16 protein-coding genes are annotated in these 18,921 nt (G+C 40.8%); 3 read left to right on the top strand and 13 right to left on the bottom strand.

The genetic code is table 11. The features are described 5' to 3' along the window. Position 1: 1 nt before the first annotated feature. From nrdG to rssA, 3 genes are all read right to left on the bottom strand, one after another. Positions 2-475: an anaerobic ribonucleoside-triphosphate reductase-activating protein gene (gene nrdG / locus FJ709_RS07375; protein WP_226414970.1), complete on the bottom strand. Its 474-nt coding sequence runs from the start codon at positions 473-475 to the stop codon at positions 2-4. After that, complete coding sequence (gene nrdD, locus FJ709_RS07370) at positions 475-2,592, bottom strand: anaerobic ribonucleoside-triphosphate reductase (protein WP_226414968.1); 2,118 nt, start codon at positions 2,590-2,592, stop codon at positions 475-477. The genes nrdG and nrdD overlap by 1 nt, the downstream gene beginning before the upstream one ends. A gap of 226 nt (positions 2,593-2,818) precedes the next feature. After that, positions 2,819-3,784, bottom strand: a complete 966-nt coding sequence (rssA, locus tag FJ709_RS07365; protein WP_226414965.1) for a patatin-like phospholipase RssA — start codon at positions 3,782-3,784, stop codon at positions 2,819-2,821. A 148-nt stretch (positions 3,785-3,932) separates the two neighbouring features. Between rssA and FJ709_RS07360 the strand changes: the two genes are divergently transcribed. The 3 genes from FJ709_RS07360 (at position 3,933) to FJ709_RS07350 (ending at position 6,524) form a co-directional block, all read left to right on the top strand. Beyond that, entirely contained in the window at positions 3,933-5,288 is a 1,356-nt protein-coding gene (locus tag FJ709_RS07360; RefSeq protein WP_226414963.1) for a DEAD/DEAH box helicase, read from the top strand. A 64-nt stretch (positions 5,289-5,352) separates the two neighbouring features. Beyond that, positions 5,353-5,790, top strand: coding sequence for a DUF3010 family protein (locus tag FJ709_RS07355; protein ID WP_226414960.1), 438 nt, complete (start codon positions 5,353-5,355; stop codon positions 5,788-5,790). A gap of 236 nt (positions 5,791-6,026) precedes the next feature. After that, the gene (locus tag FJ709_RS07350; protein WP_226415887.1) at positions 6,027-6,524 is read left to right on the top strand and encodes a YgjP-like metallopeptidase domain-containing protein; all 498 of its coding nucleotides are present in this window, start codon (positions 6,027-6,029) and stop codon (positions 6,522-6,524) included. 40 nt (positions 6,525-6,564) lie between these two features. Here FJ709_RS07350 and FJ709_RS07345 read toward each other — a convergent pair whose 3' ends face one another. The 10 genes from FJ709_RS07345 to FJ709_RS07300 all read right to left on the bottom strand — a co-directional run bounded on the left by FJ709_RS07345 (position 6,565) and on the right by FJ709_RS07300 (position 18,890). Continuing rightward, a complete protein-coding gene (locus FJ709_RS07345; protein WP_226414957.1) occupies positions 6,565-7,689 on the bottom strand; it encodes a DUF481 domain-containing protein in 1,125 nt (374 codons plus the stop codon). A 228-nt stretch (positions 7,690-7,917) separates the two neighbouring features. After that, positions 7,918-9,210: a peptidoglycan DD-metalloendopeptidase family protein gene (locus FJ709_RS07340; protein WP_404830020.1), complete on the bottom strand. Its 1,293-nt coding sequence runs from the start codon at positions 9,208-9,210 to the stop codon at positions 7,918-7,920. A 291-nt stretch (positions 9,211-9,501) separates the two neighbouring features. Further along, positions 9,502-13,197, bottom strand: a complete 3,696-nt coding sequence (locus FJ709_RS07335; protein ID WP_226414953.1) for an AAA family ATPase — start codon at positions 13,195-13,197, stop codon at positions 9,502-9,504. Beyond that, positions 13,197-14,489: an exonuclease subunit SbcD gene (gene sbcD / locus FJ709_RS07330; protein ID WP_226414951.1), complete on the bottom strand. Its 1,293-nt coding sequence runs from the start codon at positions 14,487-14,489 to the stop codon at positions 13,197-13,199. Before sbcD ends, FJ709_RS07335 begins: the two co-directional genes overlap by 1 nt. 69 nt (positions 14,490-14,558) lie before the next feature. Then, a complete protein-coding gene (locus FJ709_RS07325; RefSeq protein WP_226414949.1) occupies positions 14,559-15,320 on the bottom strand; it encodes a TSUP family transporter in 762 nt (253 codons plus the stop codon). 291 nt (positions 15,321-15,611) lie between these two features. Next, on the bottom strand, positions 15,612-15,998 hold the full coding sequence (locus FJ709_RS07320) for a ribonuclease E inhibitor RraB (RefSeq protein ID WP_226414947.1): 387 nt from the start codon (positions 15,996-15,998) through the stop codon (positions 15,612-15,614). A gap of 10 nt (positions 15,999-16,008) precedes the next feature. Further along, the gene (locus FJ709_RS07315; RefSeq protein ID WP_226414945.1) at positions 16,009-16,230 is read right to left on the bottom strand and encodes an RNA-binding S4 domain-containing protein; all 222 of its coding nucleotides are present in this window, start codon (positions 16,228-16,230) and stop codon (positions 16,009-16,011) included. A 61-nt stretch (positions 16,231-16,291) separates the two neighbouring features. Next, positions 16,292-17,098: an NAD-dependent epimerase/dehydratase family protein gene (locus FJ709_RS07310; RefSeq protein WP_226414943.1), complete on the bottom strand. Its 807-nt coding sequence runs from the start codon at positions 17,096-17,098 to the stop codon at positions 16,292-16,294. A gap of 8 nt (positions 17,099-17,106) precedes the next feature. Next, a complete protein-coding gene (locus tag FJ709_RS07305) occupies positions 17,107-18,306 on the bottom strand; it encodes an HD-GYP domain-containing protein (protein WP_226414941.1) in 1,200 nt (399 codons plus the stop codon). Positions 18,307-18,398: 92 nt separating this feature from the next. After that, positions 18,399-18,890 (bottom strand): DUF2919 domain-containing protein, encoded by a 492-nt coding sequence (locus FJ709_RS07300; RefSeq protein WP_226414939.1) that lies wholly within the window; start codon positions 18,888-18,890, stop codon positions 18,399-18,401. Between the last annotated feature and the right edge of the window lie 31 nt (positions 18,891-18,921).

Genomic DNA, 18,921 nt, shown 5'->3' with positions numbered 1-18,921 from the left:
TTTAAGTGGCGCTATTTAATCGATATATAACCTGATTTGAACTGCCGCGCCATTTTAGAGCTGGATCTGCCAAAGACTGTTCAAACTTACCATCAATCAATACATCTACCAATGCGGTAACAGCTTGTTGCTCAAGGGTTAAATTTGCTAGCTTATAGCCAGTCCACAACCAAATATCTTTGCCAACACACTCAGTTTTCACTCGCCTCACCAACTTAAGCACAGCAGTAATATTACCAGGATGCAAAGGGTCGCCACCGCTTAAGGATAAGCCTTTACGACGAATGCGGGTGTCATTCAAATCAGCAATAATGACGTTTTCTAGGGCTTGGGTAAATACATGTCCGGCATCTGTTCGCCAGGTTAGTTGGTTATAGCAGCCTTTACAGGCATGCTCACAGCCACTGACAAACAAGGTACAGCGAGTGCCCTCGCCGTTAATCACATCAACACTGTAATATGCGCTATAAAACATTAAATGTGTTTCACCCGTCGTTTTACTTCCTGCTGTTTGCCATGATTAAACGGTCTAGCATCTGGGCTGCCTAAATAACCGCATACTCGGCGGGTAACCGACACTCGACTGGGCTCGTGGTTACCACATTTAGGGCATACAAAGCCTTTACTAGTGCAATTAAACTCACCGATAAATCCGCAGTCATAGCACTCATCAATGGGAGTATTAGTGCCGTAATAAGGTACTCTGCTGTAGCTGTAGTCCCATACGTCTTCTAAAGCTTCAATGTTATTTTGCATGTTCGGATATTCACCGTAACAAATAAAACCGCCATTACTTATCTCAGGATACGGCTGTTCAAAGTCTATTTTATCGTATGGGTTCACTTGCTTTTCAACATCTAAATGAAAACTATTGGTGTAATAACCTTTGTCTGTTACCCCAGGTAATACTCCGAACTCTTTTGCGTCTAAACTGCAAAAACGACAGCACAGATTTTCACTTGGGGTGCTATATAAACTAAAGCCATAGCCAGATTCTTGTTTCCATTGCTCTGTGTTTTTCTTAAGATAAGCCACTATTTCAAGCGCTTTTTGACGTAAAACCCTATCATCAAATACATGTTGCGCATTACCATATAAAGCATTAATGGATTCATGTAAGCCGATGTAACCTAATGAAATTGATGCGCGACCATGTTTAAATATTTCACTAATGTCATCATCTGCTTTAAGGCGTACACCGCACGCCCCTTCCATATAAAGTATTGGCGCAACGCGGGCTTTAACTCCCACTAATCTTGCTATACGAGTGTCTAAAGCTTTTTTTGCTACCACGAGGCGTTTATCTAATAAAGCATAGAACTTGGCTTCATCGCCTTGGGCTTCTATGGCGATACGTGGCAGGTTTAAGCTCACCACCCCGAGATTGTTGCGGCCTTCATGCATCAACTGACCATCTTGCTCGAATGTGCCCAAGAATGATCGACACCCCATAGGTGTTTTAAAAGAACCGGTGACTTTAACGACTTGTTCGTAATTCAAAATGTCGGGATACATCCGCAGGCTAGCACACTCCAACGCTTGGCGTTTGATATCATAGTTTATATCTGCTGCCTTATGGTTAACGCCATCTTTAATTGCAAAAACCAGTTTTGGGAACACCGCAGTTTTACGGTTTTTACCTAATCCCGACTTGCGCACAGTTAATATTGACTTTTGAATTAAACGGGACTCCCAGCTAACACCCAAACCAAAGCCAAAGGTGACAAAGGGCGTTTGCCCATTGGCGGTATGCAAGGTATTCACTTCATATTCAAGTGATTGAAATGCATCGTGGCATTCTTTTTCTGTTTGCGCTTTTGCAAAGGCTTCAGCGTCGGCAATTTGCCACTTAATCCCCGTCGCAAGATGCTTTTGATAGCTTTTTTGAACAAAGATTGCCAACACTTCATCAATACGATTAATCGTGGTGCCACCATAAATATGACTCGCCACCTGGGCAATAATTTGTGCCGTTACTGCAGTTGCAGTCGAAATAGATTTTGGGGTTTCAATTTCCGCGTTACCCATTTTAAATCCGTGGGTTAACATGCCAGCCAAATCAATCAACATACAATTAAACATCGGAAAAAAAGGCGCGTAATCTAAATCGTGATAATGCAGTTCTCCCCGCTCGTGAGCGGCCACCACGTCTTTGGGTAGCAAATGAGTTTTAGCATAATGTTTTGCCACAATACCCGCTAATAAATCGCGTTGCGTGGGTATAACCTTCGCGTCTTTATTGGCATTTTCATTTAATAGGCTACTATCGCTTTGTTCTACTAAACCGCGAATTTGACGATTTAACTTACTTTTGCTCTCGCGGCTCACATCGCGATCATGTCGGTATTCAATGTAATGACGAGCAACCGACTTAAAAGGACCTGACATTAACCTGTTTTCAACTACATCTTGTAGTTGATGAATATCCACTTCTGCTTGTTGCTGAAAATCTTGTTTAACAGACAATGCCAAAGCACAGGCATAGTCATGATCTGATTGTCCGGCAGACTCCATTGCGGCAATAACGGCATCTTTTATTCGACTTGAATCAAATGCAGTGCGACATCCATCGCGCTTAATAACAACCAACATAACCAGCCTCTCCCTTAACGCTACCAAATCTATATATCGGTATACGAAAAATACAAAACACTATATGTAGTGTATTAAGCGTTAAATTGTCACTGACCGTGTTGATCTAGATCATCATTTTTCACGCTAAGGGGAAGCAAATAAAATTTATGTTGTGAACTCCAACAATCCACTTATTAGCGCTTGTTCAAAGGAATCAAGCTAGCTTAGGGGCAACATTTTCAGATTAGTTTTTAAGCGATGCTTGAATTAAATGCGCGATATCTTCAACTGCTTTTTTGCCTGCTGCAATCGCTTCATCTGCACGATGAAACTCCATGGTACCAATATCGGAAACATTGGGGATAATGCAAATATCCGGTGGGTCGCCCATTAACCGAGAGCGCTTGTGACGCTGCTCTAAAATATCCATTGACTGTGACATTACCGCTAGCATTCCAGGGTGTGACTTAGTGCCAAGCGACAGTTTGTCACTCAAACTAGTGATATAGTCTTTGCCCTTACCCAATAAATCCATAAAGCCTAAGTCAGGCTGCTCTTCATCTGAATCAAGCTGTTTATCTGACACAGGCTCAGAGCTACTGACTTGCTGAGGTAAAACTTGCATTTGCTTGCGTAAATAACCGTTCAAATCAACAGCGATGACAATATCGACACCAAGTGAGCGGCATAATGAGACTGGCACAGGGTTAACCACAGCACCATCAACTAACCAACGGCCATTTTGTTGTACTGGCGGCAAAAAGCCTGGCATCGAACAAGATGCTCTGACGGCATTGCGCAGTAAGCCTTCTTTAAACCAAATTTCCTGGCCAGAATACAAATCCGTTGCAACTGCTGCAAAGGGACGTTTCAAGTTTTCAATATCAACAGCGCCAATATGAGTAGACATAACGTCAAATACTTTTTCACCGCTAATCAGCCCACCTTTACGCCAACTAATGTCCATTAATCCAATAACATCCCAACTTGAAAAGCCGCACACCCAACTTTTAAGTTCTGCTAGACTGTCATTGGCATATGCCGCTCCAACCAGTGCGCCAGCAGAGCAGCCAGCAATTTTATCCGGATAAATGCCTAATTCAGCTAAGCCTTCAAGCACACCAATATGCGCCCAACCTTTAGCTGCACCGCTGCCCAATGCCAATCCGATAATCGGTTTTTTCTGTGGTGAGGCTTGAACTGGTGCCATTTATATACTCCATAGGGTCACTTTTAAACGTTAATAATCAGGCTTTATTAGCCAAGTGCTTTATTAGCATAAACAAGCAAGTCATTATTGGCTATAGCAAGCTTATCCAGCTATAATATTGGGCTATTATTTTTTAGGGGATCCACCTTTGCAGTTTTCTGATTTTTCGCTTGATAAACGCTTGTTAGATAGTTTGAAGCATATGGGTATTACTGACCCAACCGAGATCCAAGAACAAGCCTTACCTATTGCCCTAGCGGGTAAAGATTTGATGGCATCATCGAAAACTGGCTCAGGGAAAACCTTAGCGTTTTTACTGCCTGCGATGCAGCGGATTATTTCCAGCAGAGCGCTGTCGAAAAAAGATCCTCGCGTGCTGATTTTATTGCCGACTCGAGAGCTTGCTCAGCAAGTATATGGTCAACTCAGATTACTGGTTGCCAATACCCAATACAAAGCTATCAGTATTTTGGGCGGTGAAAACTTTAACGACCAAGCCAAAGGCTTGTCCCGTGACCCACACTTTATTGTGGCAACTCCGGGTCGAATTGTTGATCATCTTGAGCAACGTCACTTATTTTTAAATGGCCTTGAATTACTTGTTCTTGATGAAGCTGACCGCATGTTGGACCTAGGTTTTGCACCACAACTGAAAGCCATTAATGAAGCAGCTGATCATAAACGTCGTCAAACCTTGATGTTTTCTGCCACCTTAGATCATCAAAGCATTAACGATATTGCCGCCACATTATTGAAGAATCCAAGCCATGTGGCCATTGGCACCAGTTATGCTGAACACAAAGATATTGAACAAAAAATGCTGTTTGCAGATCATTTAGATCACAAACAAGCACTGTTAAGCCACTTATTGAAGCAGCCAGAACACAAGCAAACCATTGTATTTACCGCAACTCGCTCAGACACAGACCGTTTAGCCACGCTGTTAGCTGAACAGGGTTTTTCTACCGCAGCATTAAGCGGTGAGCTAAAACAAAATGCCCGTAACCAAATTATGGATCAATTTAGTCGTGGCCAGCAGCAAATTCTTATCACTACTGATGTGGCCTCTAGAGGGCTAGATTTAGTTAACGTGTCATTAGTTGTTAACTTTGATATGCCAAAATTTGCTGAAGAATATGTCCATCGTATTGGCCGTACTGGTCGTGCTGGCGCTAAAGGTATTGCAGTTTCATTAGTGGGGCCAAAAGACTGGCAAAGCTTTTTACAAGTGCAGTCATTTTTACGCAAAAACTTTGAATTTACCTCGGTTGACGGTTTACCAGCAAAGTTTTCAGGCTTAAGTCAGCAAGCGGGAACTAAAGCCGCCAAAGACAAACCTGAAACCAAAGTCGCAGCTAAGGCTAAAGCTAAGCAAAAAGCTAAAGCTGTGCCTAAGCGCGACAAAACATTTATTACCGGCATAGACGTTGGCGATGCGCCAATGCGCCGTAAAGCGAAACCCATTGTGATTATTGAACAAAAAATCAGTGACAGTGAAGACTAATTATTAAGTGACACGCCGGTTAAAGTATCATGCGGTCACTCATTGAAATGCGGAAAGGATAAACATGAAAGTTTGTGGTGTAGAGTTAAAAGGTGGCGAGGCCATCATCAGTTTACTTAGCTATGAAGGTGAAACCTTCAATGTGCCGAGTTGTCGTAAAGTATCATTTGCGGTGTCAGATTCGGCATCGACAGAGTCTCTGCGTGAGTTTCATTTTGCTTTTCATAAGCTAATGGAAGACTACAAGATTGACCAAATCGCGATTATTGAACGTGAACAAAAAGGTAAGTTTGCTGGCAGCGCAACAAGCTTTAAATTAGAAGCGGCGATTCAAATTACCGAACTGCCAGTGGTGATGATTTCACCATTAACTATTAAAGAGCAGCTAAAGCGTAATCCACCGCAAGTTGACTTTGATTCTTTAGATTTAAAACGCGTTCAGCTAAATGCATTCGATGTCGCTTATGTGCATCATAACCGATTGATATTCGGTAAAGTTTAATTCCGAGTTGACATTTTCAGGGCTGAGCTTTTAGCGTTATCTGTCATCACACTCAATGGAGATAACGCTAAAAGCAGCGCTTAAAAACACTTATGACAAACTCTAAATCAAAAAAACTAACTGCTCCACCTAAAATGCAATTAAAGTCTACTAGCCAAGCATTAAAGCCCAAAATAGACATAAGCACACTCATCACCAGCGATGACGTTAAAAAGCAACAAAGTGAGCGCAGTGCGATGCGCTATCTGTCTGGTTATAATCCTCAAATTATCAGCCAAATAGCTGAATTAGTTGATAATAATAAACTTGGCGAACATTTTTTAAGCCGCTACCCTAAAAAGCATGATATTCGTACAGATAAAGCACTATATGACATGGCAATTGCGTTGAAAAATACTCATATGCGCCAATCAGACCCGCTATCGAAAGTCATTTTTGACGAAAAAATTAACCTAAGTCATCATGCACTTGGATTACATTCCTATGTTAATCGTCGCCAAGGACATAAAGTTAAAGCAAAAAATGAAATTCGTATTTCATCTCGCTTAAAACACACTCCTTTTGAATTACTGCAAATGGTAGTGGTGCATGAATTAGCCCATTTACGTGAAAAAGAACATAACAAAGCCTTTTATCAGTTATGTACTTTTATGTTGGCAGATTATCACCAACTGGAATTTGATATGCGGGTATGGCTGGTTGCCGAAGAAGTGGGACAATTACCCTATGCTTAACGGCTCATTGGCAATTACTAACATTTTGATCCTACAACACTTAAATATCCACACCAAAACCGATAATTAACTGAAAGTCATTTTTTTCAGGGATAGTGCCATCGGTTTCGGCTCGAGGAATGCTTATTCTATCCCAAACTAACGAGAGATCAAGATCAAACAAATCCGTCAACTCTACTGATACTCCCGCCACAGCATGATGAGTATACCCACCAGAGTTTTGGTTACCAAACTGCATTCTATAGTCAGCGTTAAAATCAACTGAGTCAGTTAGTTCAGTGGTAAAAGTACTGCCTAACACTATTGTGCCACTTTTATCGGAATCATCTTCACCCAGTTCAACCTCATTGAAGCGTGTAATATTGTATGCAGGACCGCCACTGACATTCCACTCTGTTCTAGAGTTATCTATGATGCTATAACCGACACCAGAACCTAAGGTCAAACGCGATGAAATATTCATAAAAGTATCGGTATAATACTCACCAAATACTGGCCTTAAGAAGAATTGATTCGAAAAAAACCAATCAAAAAAACTGTTTACACGGTGATTGTTAGTGGTGTTTTCTCCGCCAGATTTACTGTAATTACCCAGGTAATCAGTTCTAAAACGGGACTCAGTTGTTCTTCGACTCATTCTTGCTTTGGCTGAATAATCGATTTGTTCATTATTGCCTGAACGCAAATTTGCCCCCAATGACGCATTGCTAGACCAGTAATTAGCTTCCTGTTGCTTACCTGAAATAATAGTCATTATGTCATTGACATCAAATTGCACACCATCAAGATAACCTCGTCCATGTTGGATAAGTAGACGCCCGGTTCTGGTCGACAAATCAGTAAAACCTATACTCACCTCGCCACGGCTTTGCAACACGATAACATCTTCCCAGTCCACCGTAAGAGTATTCAATTGGTCGCTTTTAAATTCAAGCTTATCGCCATAAAGGTTTCTAATTTTACCTTTCAGCAACTCATTACTGCTTAACTGTAACCAATCATACTTGTCTCCCACTGGTACATTAACCTGCATGGGAGTAAATTGATTTTGCACATTTTGTTGTTCTGCTGGCGTTTGCGCAGCGACATTGGTACTAACTAAATAGCTAAAAAAAGTAAAAGCTAACGGCTTGAAGGTTCGCTTTACGTTTGAAGAGCGGATCATGTGAATTTTCCATTGGCCGCAGCTAACTTGTGAACTGCAATAAAACTATAATTTGCTGACATTTTAAAGGCTAGCGCCAACTTAAACAACCGCTAGCCGTTAGGTTATTAACTCGATATCGATGACTTTGTTGAGTTCGAGAATGCAACTAATGACAGCCCAAAACAAAACTGCAGCCATTAGGCTGCAGTGTTAAGTTGTGTAAAGCGGGCATTGATATTAACTGAGTTAACCCAATTCCATCATCATCTTTCGACTGCGAACGATTGACTGGAACTCAGATAAATCTTTCTTAGGTAATACTTTCGCTTCGGCAATATTAGCTTTCATCGAGTCAATTGGGCGACCTTTGACATGAAATTCATAGTGTAAATGTGGTCCCGTAGACGCGCCTGTATTACCCGACAAAGCAATAACTTGACCTCGCTTAACACGTTGACCTTTTTTGACCTTAAAAGCCGATAAATGTAAATATCGAGTACGCACTTTATTATCATGTTCGATAACGATATATTTACCTGCAAACGCATGGTTAGTCACTAAGCTTACAACACCTTCACCAGGAGCAAGCACTGGCGTACCAACAGGAGTCGCATAATCTGTCCCGTTATGTGGACGTACTCGACCGGTAATAGGGTGTTTACGGTTTGGATTAAAGCGCGAAGTCATGCGATAGTTTTTACTCAGGGGAACACGCTGAAAAGCTGGCGCTAAACTTTGGCCTTTTTCATCGTAATAATTGCCGTCTAAATGTTGAAATGCGGTAATATCACGGCGACCGGTGTGAATTTGTATCCCTTCTAAATTACTATTACCAGTGGTTTCACCCGCAATAAATTGATCATTCATTAATACTGAAAATCTATCTCCTGCACGTAACTCACGCGAAAAATTTAATTTACTTGTTAATAAACTCTCAACCTTGGCAATTTCAGCAGCACTTAAACCAGCGGCTTTTGCTGACACATAAAACGAGCCGTTAATTTCGCCACCGACAATTCTATTTTGCCAAATCCCTTCAAGATTAATGTCTTTGACTTCATAGGTACCGTCATCATAACGGGTGAATACCACTTGGTGGGCTGGGTTAAAGTACAACTCCATCTTCGCCAAATTACCTTGGTTATCATCCCAAAATTGAATACGGTTACCTGGCATTAACGTATCTAAAGCTAGTACGTCTAAATCAGCCTCTAGTACTTTATACATGGTTTTTTGGTCGATACCGGCCATTTCAAACAATTTACTCAACGTGTCACCATTAGTGATCACATGTTCAAGTATTGGAGTCGGTTCTTCAAAAACCTGACCGGCTTTAATAGGCTGGTTAATATGGGGAATAAGTGCATCTAGGTCTAATGTGACAGGAATTCGTTGTGATGAAAATTCTTGCTGTGTTGGCCATAATAAAGCCGCACCAACCATAAAAACACTCGCCAATAACACTTTCTTATGCAAGTTTGGCAAGTTTGATAAACTTGCAGATGGCTTTTCGAAGCCCATAATTTTACTCGTTAGCAATCTTTAATCCACCTAAAAGTTTTTAGTTATTATTTGTCGTTATTAATATTTTTACTTTTATCGTAAACTTTAATCGCGCGTTATCAATATGTTAAGCCGAGACTAATGCTTTAAACATTTGTAACTTGCTTGCATCAAGTGATGCATTTTCAAGCAAGAATAAATTTTCGTGTGCACTGTTATATCAAATATTTGTCATATTACAAATATATATTGATGAGTTTTCATATATTTTTTGCGCTAGATTCCACTCTCTACAGTAGCTTGAGCCAGATCAAGCCCTGAATTGTTTCAAGCTATTGCAAACTGGCTTTGTAGTTTGCTTACACCAAGTCCATTCATTTTGTTGACTTTAATTTGTACAGCTATGCGCTCTTTCATGGCTTCTATATGGCTGATCACACCGATCATTTTGCCTGATGCATTAAGATTATCTAACGCATCTAACGCTGTATCTAATGTTTGACTGTCTAACGTGCCAAAGCCTTCATCAAGAAATAATGAATCAATGCTGGTTTTATGGCTGACCAAATCGGACAAGGCCAGTGCTAATGCTAAACTGACTAAAAAACTTTCGCCCCCTGACAAGGTTCGCGTATCTCTGATTGCATCACCTTGCCATGTATCCAGTACCTGCAGTTCTAGTGCTTCGCTATCTTTGCGCTCAAGTTGATAGCGGCCATGCAATCTATCTAACTGTTTATTAGCCAAGGCGACCAAATGGTCTAGCGTTAAACCTTGTGCAAAACGGCGGAATTTATCGCCTTTTTGTGAGCCAATTAATGAATGTAAATAGGCAATGTCATCATAGTCTTGCTTTGCCAGCGTCAACTGTTCAAGTAAAGTTTGTTGTTGATCTTTTAACTCAAGATCTTGTTTTAAGGCATGCTGGCACTGCCATAATGTTTGTTGCTGAAGATGCTGGCGTTCAAGCAGCGTTTGCTGCTCTAGCGTGACCTCTTCTATTTGCAATACATCAAAAGCATGCAACACGCCTTGCTGTATTAAATCATTATTATTTTTAGCAGCTTGAGTGAATAACACCTGCGACTCTTGTAATTGATTATCAAGCTGGCGTTTCAATACTGTTAATCTTTGATGTTCCTCTGGCGCCAGCAATGCTTGGTGATATGCAGCTGCATTTTCAAATGGACTGGCTATTAATGCCAGGTGCCAACGTTCTGCAACCTGTTGATGGTCTTGATGCTCTGACTCAAGCTGACGAGTTAATCCCTGTTTTTGGGTGGCTAGGGCTTGAATGTGAGTTTTACTATCTTGCAGTTGAGTGAATTTGTCCTGCAAACCGCTTTCTTGCAGCATCAGATCATGTTCACTTTGATGCTTGACCTCATCGACTTGCTTATCGGCAAATAAATCAGCTCTTTGCTGCTGCTTTAACTGTAAATCCTCTTGGGTTTGAACTAATACCACTTGAGCCAGCTCAATTTGTTCGGCGATTTGCATTGCTTGATGCTGATATTGCTGTGATTCCTGCCCCAGCAATGCCAATTGCTGACGATTATTATCCAGCGTTTGACGAGCATCTAGCCATTGTTGAATATCGGCCTCAAGTGAGTCTAACCATGAAGCGGCCTCAGCCCAATCGGGTAATGTTAGATCACACTCGTTGATGTGTTGGGTTAACTGCTGTTTAATCTCACTTAAACTCGACTCAATTACGTTAATTTGATGGGTGTGCTTATCGATATGCTGCTGTGCCGTTTTCAGCTCAAGTTGTGCCAACTGCAACTGGCTATTTTCAGCGTTTTGTCGCTGTTCCAATTGAATCATGTGCTCACCCAATTGGCTGGCTGATTCATTAAGGGCTTTAAGCTGCAACAATACATCTGACAACTGCTTTTTATATCCATCTATTTGGGCATTATAATCAGCAATGGCTTGCTGACTTTGCACATCAATCAAATCAAAGCTCACGCCCAAAGCCTGACAGCAATCTATTGCTTGCTGCTGGTATTGCAGCAGTTTTCCTTGCCACTCTTGGATAGCGATTTGTTGGTTTTGTTGAATATAAGTCAACTCGGCTAGCGCTTGCTTTTGCTGCTCGCCTTGTTTTTTCAATTGTTCCAGTTCATCGAGTAACACGGCTTCTCGGCGCTCGGTGTGCGATAAATCCAGTTCTTGGTATTCAGTCACTAAAGGATGTTCAATTGAACCACATAATGCACATGGCTCACCCTCAATCAATTTTGCTCGCTCACTGGTTAAATCAGCAATGCGCTGTTCTTGCTTGAGTAGTTGCTGTACATCTTTTAATTGCAGATTTTTATCGCTCCACAGCCCCCTTGTTTGGGTAAGCGTCTTATCTTTATCAACCATTTCCTGTTGGCGCAGATGAATAGCCTGTTGCCCATCAGCTAAAACTTGACGCCCGAGAGTGTAATCCTGTGCAAGTTGTGTCAATTTCTCTCGAAAACCTTGCTGTTCTAGTATCTGTTGATGCTCATTTTGTAAGTCGCCTTCGGTTTTACCCGCTAACAATTGGCTTATATTGGCTTTTAGGTTTTGCTGTTCGCTACTCAAAAGCACTACTTGCTCGCTATTGGCAGAAATACTTTTTTGTACCCTATCAATTAGCTGTTGCTGCATTGCCGATGTGCGCGTATGAACATCAATCTCGGCGCGATACTCCCGTTGGTTTTTAGCCAGAGACAACCATTGCTGATACTGAGTTTTCCAAGAAGCAATATGTTGGCCAATAACCTGCCCCAAGGGAAACTGGCTCACCAAATCAGTTAAATGATGCTGGTTTTGGTTGATATTCGCGATGGCGTTTTGGCTATCGATAAGGCGTTTACTAACAGTCTGGTGGTCTTGCTGTTGTTTGGCAAGAGTTTGCTGCTCACGCTCAACATGCTGCTTTAACACTTTAATATCATGATCTAAGGGTATAATTTGCTGATCAATTAATAGTAATAATTGTTTATGTAAGGTTTTCGCCGCATCGACTGTGAGTTGCTGAGCAATATAAGCCTGTTCATTTTGGCCTACCTTAATGCTTGATTGTTGTAACTGCTGACCAATGCGTTCGATTTGCGTGGTTAAATCAACCAGCTTTTTGGCTAAATAAGCTTGCTGTTCAAATATCGGTTTAAGCTGCTGCGCTGGCTCACTATCCGCTAACCTTTGCAATGCACTTTGTTGCTCATTAATAGCTACTTTTGCCTGTTCAAACGCTTTTTGGCAAGCTAAATGGTGTTGAGTGGATTGAGTCAGTTGCTTGTGCCACTGCAAGAACATATTTTTATGTTCGATCTGTTGATGTAATGTTTCCAATTCGCGGGTTAACGTTTGCTGCAACGCTTTATTTTCTAACACTTGATCGGTACTTAATACCTGAACATGGTTAATTTGGCTTTCGAGTAACTGTAATTGCTGCTTAGATTGGCTAAATTCCTGGTGCACTCGCTCAGATATCAAACCATAAATTTCCGTGCCCGTTAATTCTTCAAGTAACTCTGCTCTGACATTAGCATCGGCATTCAGAAATGCCGCAAACTCGCCCTGAGATAACATCATGGACTTAGTGAAACGCGCGAAATCTAAACCGGTTATTTTTTCCATGGCATCAGATTTTAATTTTATTTGGCTGGCTATAATTTTACCGTCTGCCATTTGTGCTAACTCAACTTGCGCATCCTGTAGGTTACCATCGGCATTATCTCTGGCACGACGCTGGCTCCAAAATGCCCGATAACCGACCCCTTTTACTTCAAATTCAACCTCAGCTAAACACTCACTGGTGCCACGGGTCATTAGCTCGTTAGTTGACTTTGATATCACAGCTAAGCGCGGTGTTCTGTGGTAAAGCGCTAAACAAATCGCATCTAAAATAGTCGTTTTACCCGATCCCGTTGGGCCGATAATGGCAAACAGACCGTTTTCAGCAAATGGGCTGGCGGTAAAATCAATTTTCCACTCATCTTTAAGTGAGTTGATATTTTTAAATCGCAGAGACAGTATTTTCATTATTTATTCTCCGCTTGTTGCGCCAATTCAACTTCTTGCTGTAATTGGTCAAACTTGGTCATTATCCTTTGTTTAAATGCTTCATCATCAAACTGTTCCTGCATTAGTCGGCGTTGAAAAACCTCTTTTACTGATAATTCTGACAGGGTTTCATTTTGATTAATTTGCATTGCCGCTTTACGGTTAGCACGAGCACGTTTAAGTTGCAGTACTTCGACAGCTTTATGTTGAGTCATTTCGACAATTCTTGACTGTAAGTCAGATAAATAATCTTGTTCAGTGACCTCGATACTTAGCCAAGTTTGTTTGAATGAGCCAGAAACATCAAAAGCGCTAGACACGTTATCGTCATTACTGTCAGCAAATAATGCTATTTGTTGCTGAATTTGAGCAAGGTTGCCACGAATAAACTGCATAGGTTGGAACATAGGAATATTAAGTGCCTCAACCTGCATAGGGCCTTCTGCCTGCCACTGCACTAAAAACACACTTTTATTAGACTGGTTATCTTTTGATAACTCATCAAAACTTAATGCTAATGGCGAGCCTGAATAACGAATATGCTCAGTTTTAGCGACTTTTTGAGGCCGATGAATATGCCCTAAAGCGATGTAGTCCGCAGGTGGAAATAAGTTGGCATTAAAAGCATCTAAGCTGCCAATATAAATCTCGCGCACCGATTCAGACGTGCTCGCGCCAACAGTCGTTAGATGCCCAGTGGCAATAATCGGTAAATCTTCATTTGTCAGCTCTTCATGCTGCGCTTGTAGGCTCTGTGCTTGTTCAAAGCTTGCTTGATAATATTGGGCTATGGCATTGCCAAGCTTTAATTGCTTGTCTTTCGCACTTTCATCTACCTGGCTTTGAATTAACTCTCTGGGACGCAAAAAAGGAAGACCACACATAATGGCACCCGGCAGACCTTGACGGTTGTTAATCACAAAAACATGCTCTTCAGGTGAGGATAATGCGCCAGGGATCACTAGGGTATTTAGGCAAGCAAGTAGTTCTTTAGACTCGCCCAGCATGGAAACTGAATCATGGTTGCCACCTAAAATAATCAACTGGCAACCAGATTGCTGCATTTGTACAATAAATTGATTGTAAAGGGTTCTGGCATAACTTGGCGGCGTACCGGTATCAAAAATATCGCCGGCAATAATTAAGGCATCAACCTGATGTTGCTCAATTTGCAGCAGTAACCAAGCCATAAAAGCTTGATGTTCTGCGGCGCGGTTTTTTCCAAAAAAATGCTGACCTAAATGCCAATCTGAAGTATGAATAATGCGCATAATGACCTTTACTCTAATTCGTTTTCAATACGACCCACTGAAATAAATACTGGGTGCGGATGTTCGACATTACATATATTGTGACCACAAGAGTTTTATACTCATAGCAAAAGACATGACCACCACCAAGGGTTTGATGATTTTCACGCCTTTGGTCATCACTAGCCGTGAACCGAAGGTGGCGCCTATAGCCTGGCCAACTAACATAATAAGCCCAAGCACCACAACGACATGGCCACCAATTACAAAGAATATTAACGACGCTATATTGGTTGAAAAATTCAGTACTTTCGCATGCGCAGTGGCTTTAGCTAAACCAAAGCCCATTAATGACACAAAAGCGAGTGCAAAAAAACTTCCGGTACCTGGGCCAAAAAAACCATCATAAAAACCGACACTCAGTGCAGCGGTAAAGGCAAATACGGTCGGGGTGAGCACTTGGTGACGATCATCTTCTGCAATTTTTTTAGAAAATAGAAAATAACAGCCAATGGCTAAAATTAAGAATGGCAATACAAGCTGTAACACCTCAACATCAATCATTTGAACTAAAATGGTACCTACAGCGGCACCTAAAAAAGCACATATTAATGAGAGTTTAATGGCTTTAAGGTTAACCATGCCTTTGCGAATAAAATATAAACTCGCAAAAAAGCTGCCACCACAAGCTTGTAGCTTATTGGTACCCAATGCCGCAGCTGGCGGTAAACCAGCCCACATCAATGCAGGAATAGTAATTAAGCCTCCACCTCCGGCGATAGAATCAATAAAACCAGCAAGCAGTGCAACGGCAAATAAAATCAGGCCAATGTGTAAAGTGAGTTCAAACATGTATCGCAACCAGGACAGGCAAAGAGAGGTATTAAACCTGCTTTAAAACAGAATTACAAAGTATCAAAGCTAGAAAATACTATAACCTTAATAAAGAGGCTTATTTACGATTAAACAAACACCACCTTAATAGAATGTTGTTCATATCGTTTACAGGCTTATTGCGCTAATATTGATTAATTTAACCTTGTCATTTTATTTGGCATAAAAAACCACCTATTTAAGGTGGCTTCTAGTCGTTAGTCATATCTAGACTGGCCAACACTTATAGTAACGAGAATTACTTTAGCTTTAGTGATGACAGTGCTCATCATGAACATGGTCTTCATCGGCAAAATCACCGTCACCATCTTGATGCTGCATCACACCCCAGCCATCTGAAACACCATCAAACTCTTTAGCGAAATCATTTAATTGGATTTCTTTAGCAACTAATGCATCATAATCTGGCACCATATTGGTACACACAATGACTTCCCATTTACTGCTATCTTCATCAAAGTTGAGTTCTAACTCACCTTCTTCATCTTGTTTGCTTAACACTTCAAGTGCTGATTCAGCATCGCGCTTGTCATCAAACACAAGGAAAAAATCGACTTCTAATTCAAGGGTTAAATCAATACCAGACTCAGCCATCGCAGCCAACATTTGTCCGTTATCATCATCAGGGAATTGCATGGAATATTCCTTAAACTGTTGGCACTATTTTAATCATTTGACCGTTGAATGAAATAACATCATCAACGACACACTTTTTACGTTTGCGGGTGTCAACATCACCATTAACGGTAACTTGACCTTCAGTGATAACATGTTTTGCCTCACCACCACCGTTCACTAAACCTTGTACTTTTAGCACTTTATAAAGTTCAACGAATTCATCGCCGGGTAATAATGGAAAATCTACCATGGGGATTTCACCTTGATTATCTAATTCATAAGATCAAACGAAAATTATACCCTATGGCAGCTTAGCAAGCATCAAGCATTTTTAACAGATGTGGTTGCTGATAGGTAAAGCCCAGCTGTTGGCATATAAGATTGCCATCAATAACTTTACTTGGCGAAATTTGTTGATCAAAAGTCGGTGCACTCATTCCAGCATGGATAGCAGCCTGGCTATAAAAAATTTGTTTTGTTGGATGGTCTGGCGCGCACAGATTATAAACAGCGCCGATTGAAGATGAATTAAGAATAAGGCTTATTGCCGCCACACAATCATCGAGATGAACCAGATTAACCGCCACATTACCGCCACTAACATTTTCTTTGCCAGCCAAAAAACGTCCAGGATGTCGTTTCGGCCCGACAAGCCCTGAAAATCTGACGATACAAGCATTGTCCATACAAGAAAAAAGTGATTCAGCTTGTAACAAAATGTCACTGACTGGACTATGTGATATGGCGTCTTGTTCCGTCATAATCTTATCTTCACTAGGGTAAACACCTGAAGTACTGATAAAAATGACTCGTTGGTATTGTTTATCCCCTATTACTGATTTTAGCGAATTAAGGTTTGCCATATAGTCTGTTTCACCACGTCTAAGACCCGGCGGTATATTAACCACAAGCATGTCACTATCAAGTAACTCGGTAGCGGAAGCCAAATCGATTTCAGTACTAAGATCTAATTGATATGCCGTGATGCCAGCTTGTGATAAGGCAATTAAATCTGCTTGTTTGCGCTTATTAGATTTAACATGGTGCCCTTGTGATATAAGTGATTGAGCCAACGGAAAGCCGAACCAACCACAACCAATGATGGTAACAGATGCCATAAAATACCTTAGTAGGAAAAATGATTAAAATAGAAGTTGATAAGATTATCTGCTTGCAAGGTCTTTATCGCGCCATCACTCAAACTGTCTTTTTTGACCACTTCAACAATTTCCACTTCACCGTCAATTAAAAAACGCAGACTGGGATTACCACCACTGATATTACACGACCAAACATGGGGCTTTTTAACTTCACGGGTGGTTATCATCACCTTAGCGACTTGATCATCTGACAATTTAACTAATGTACCAGGTGGATAAATACCCAACACTTTGACCAATAGTGACACTAAATTTGCTGAATGCTGACCAGCCCGTTGCTTAAACAATATGCCTAACGCTAATTGAGGCGAATGGTACTGATGCATCAGCTTTTGATAATCATTGGCCAGAGACACAATTTGTGTAGTTTCGGCAATATTTTTTTCAGTGAGATGATCAGGATAACCTGACCCATCTATAAATTCGTGGTGATGTAAAATAATATCGACTACCGCTTCAGGAAACAGCCCACAGCGATTAACCAGGTCATAGCCTAAATTGGGGTGCATCTTCATGAAATTAACTTCGTGGGCAGTTAATTCTCCATGCTTACGCCGAATAGCCTCAGGTACTTTAAGCTTACCTATATCGTGCAACACACTGCCTAAAGCAATATCCCTTAGCTTTGATTTATCCATATTATTTAAGTGCGCAATAGCCATTGAAAGTACGGCAATTGAAACACCGTGTGAAGTCAGACTGGTCTCTTTTTTACCGTGATCAACCAGGGATAAATACACAGTTTCACTTTCGAGTAAGTGTTCTAATAAATCTTCAACTAAGGTGGCTGATTCACGGTACATGCCTTCAGGATCACTTATGACTTGACCGAACATATTATGGCTATCATTAATCGCTTTAATAAATCGTTTCTGCCCGATACGCATCGACTTTTTGGCTAACGCTTTATAATCAGTTTCAACAACCTCCTCTTCAGTTTCTTCTTCAACTTCCTCAACTTCGCTAACAGCGGGCAGTAAATCATGGCCGGCCAACACGAATACGAAATCAATATCCAGTCCTTTAATAATTTCGATTTGAGATTGTTGCTCAAGCTTAATTTTATTAATAAAAAAAGGGTTTTTTGTCCACGGCAAAGGCAGCTTTATCGTCAGCCCTAATATAAGCTCAGACAGTGGTATTTGGATAGATTCTTGTTTAGCCAATGAATATGTCTTCCATACTGAATTATTATTATGGTCGAAGCCATGGAACAAAATATCGTTCGAATACTTATACTATAGAATAAATGTTGAATTTAAGTTGCTTTTTTATCATCTTGTTCATCAATGACATGCCAGTCATTAAAATAATGATGTAAACGTTTCGATTTTAACAGGTAAATACTGGTCCAAAATAGAAATAAAGCATCCAGCGCATAGGTCAAACTAAATAAAAAATCAGCATGTATTAAACGTTGTATCAACATGCCTGCATCAAGCATCAATAACAACCACAGTATGGTTTTCCCTCGCTTAAACCAGGGTATGAACCAGTGCCATTGCCTTTTACGCTCAGCAATAATCAGCCCATACAAAAATACCGCGCCTAGCCCAGCAAATAATGCCAAAATAAAATCTTGTTTGTGCGGGTAAAATAATCTTACTAGCCCAGACTGATCATTAAACTGCGTCAAAGAGGCAATAAAAACACACCAACCACGGGCTAAAAATACCAATATAATATACAAAAAGTAAGGTGGCTTTATATGACCTTTATCATCAAGCCAGGTAATGTTGCTAAAATCCATACTACGCAATGACCTTTTTAACAAATATATG

Source organism: Shewanella glacialimarina (assembly GCF_020511155.1).
Taxonomy (GTDB): domain Bacteria; phylum Pseudomonadota; class Gammaproteobacteria; order Enterobacterales; family Shewanellaceae; genus Shewanella; species Shewanella glacialimarina.
This window is presented reverse-complemented; position numbering and strand designations above follow the sequence as displayed.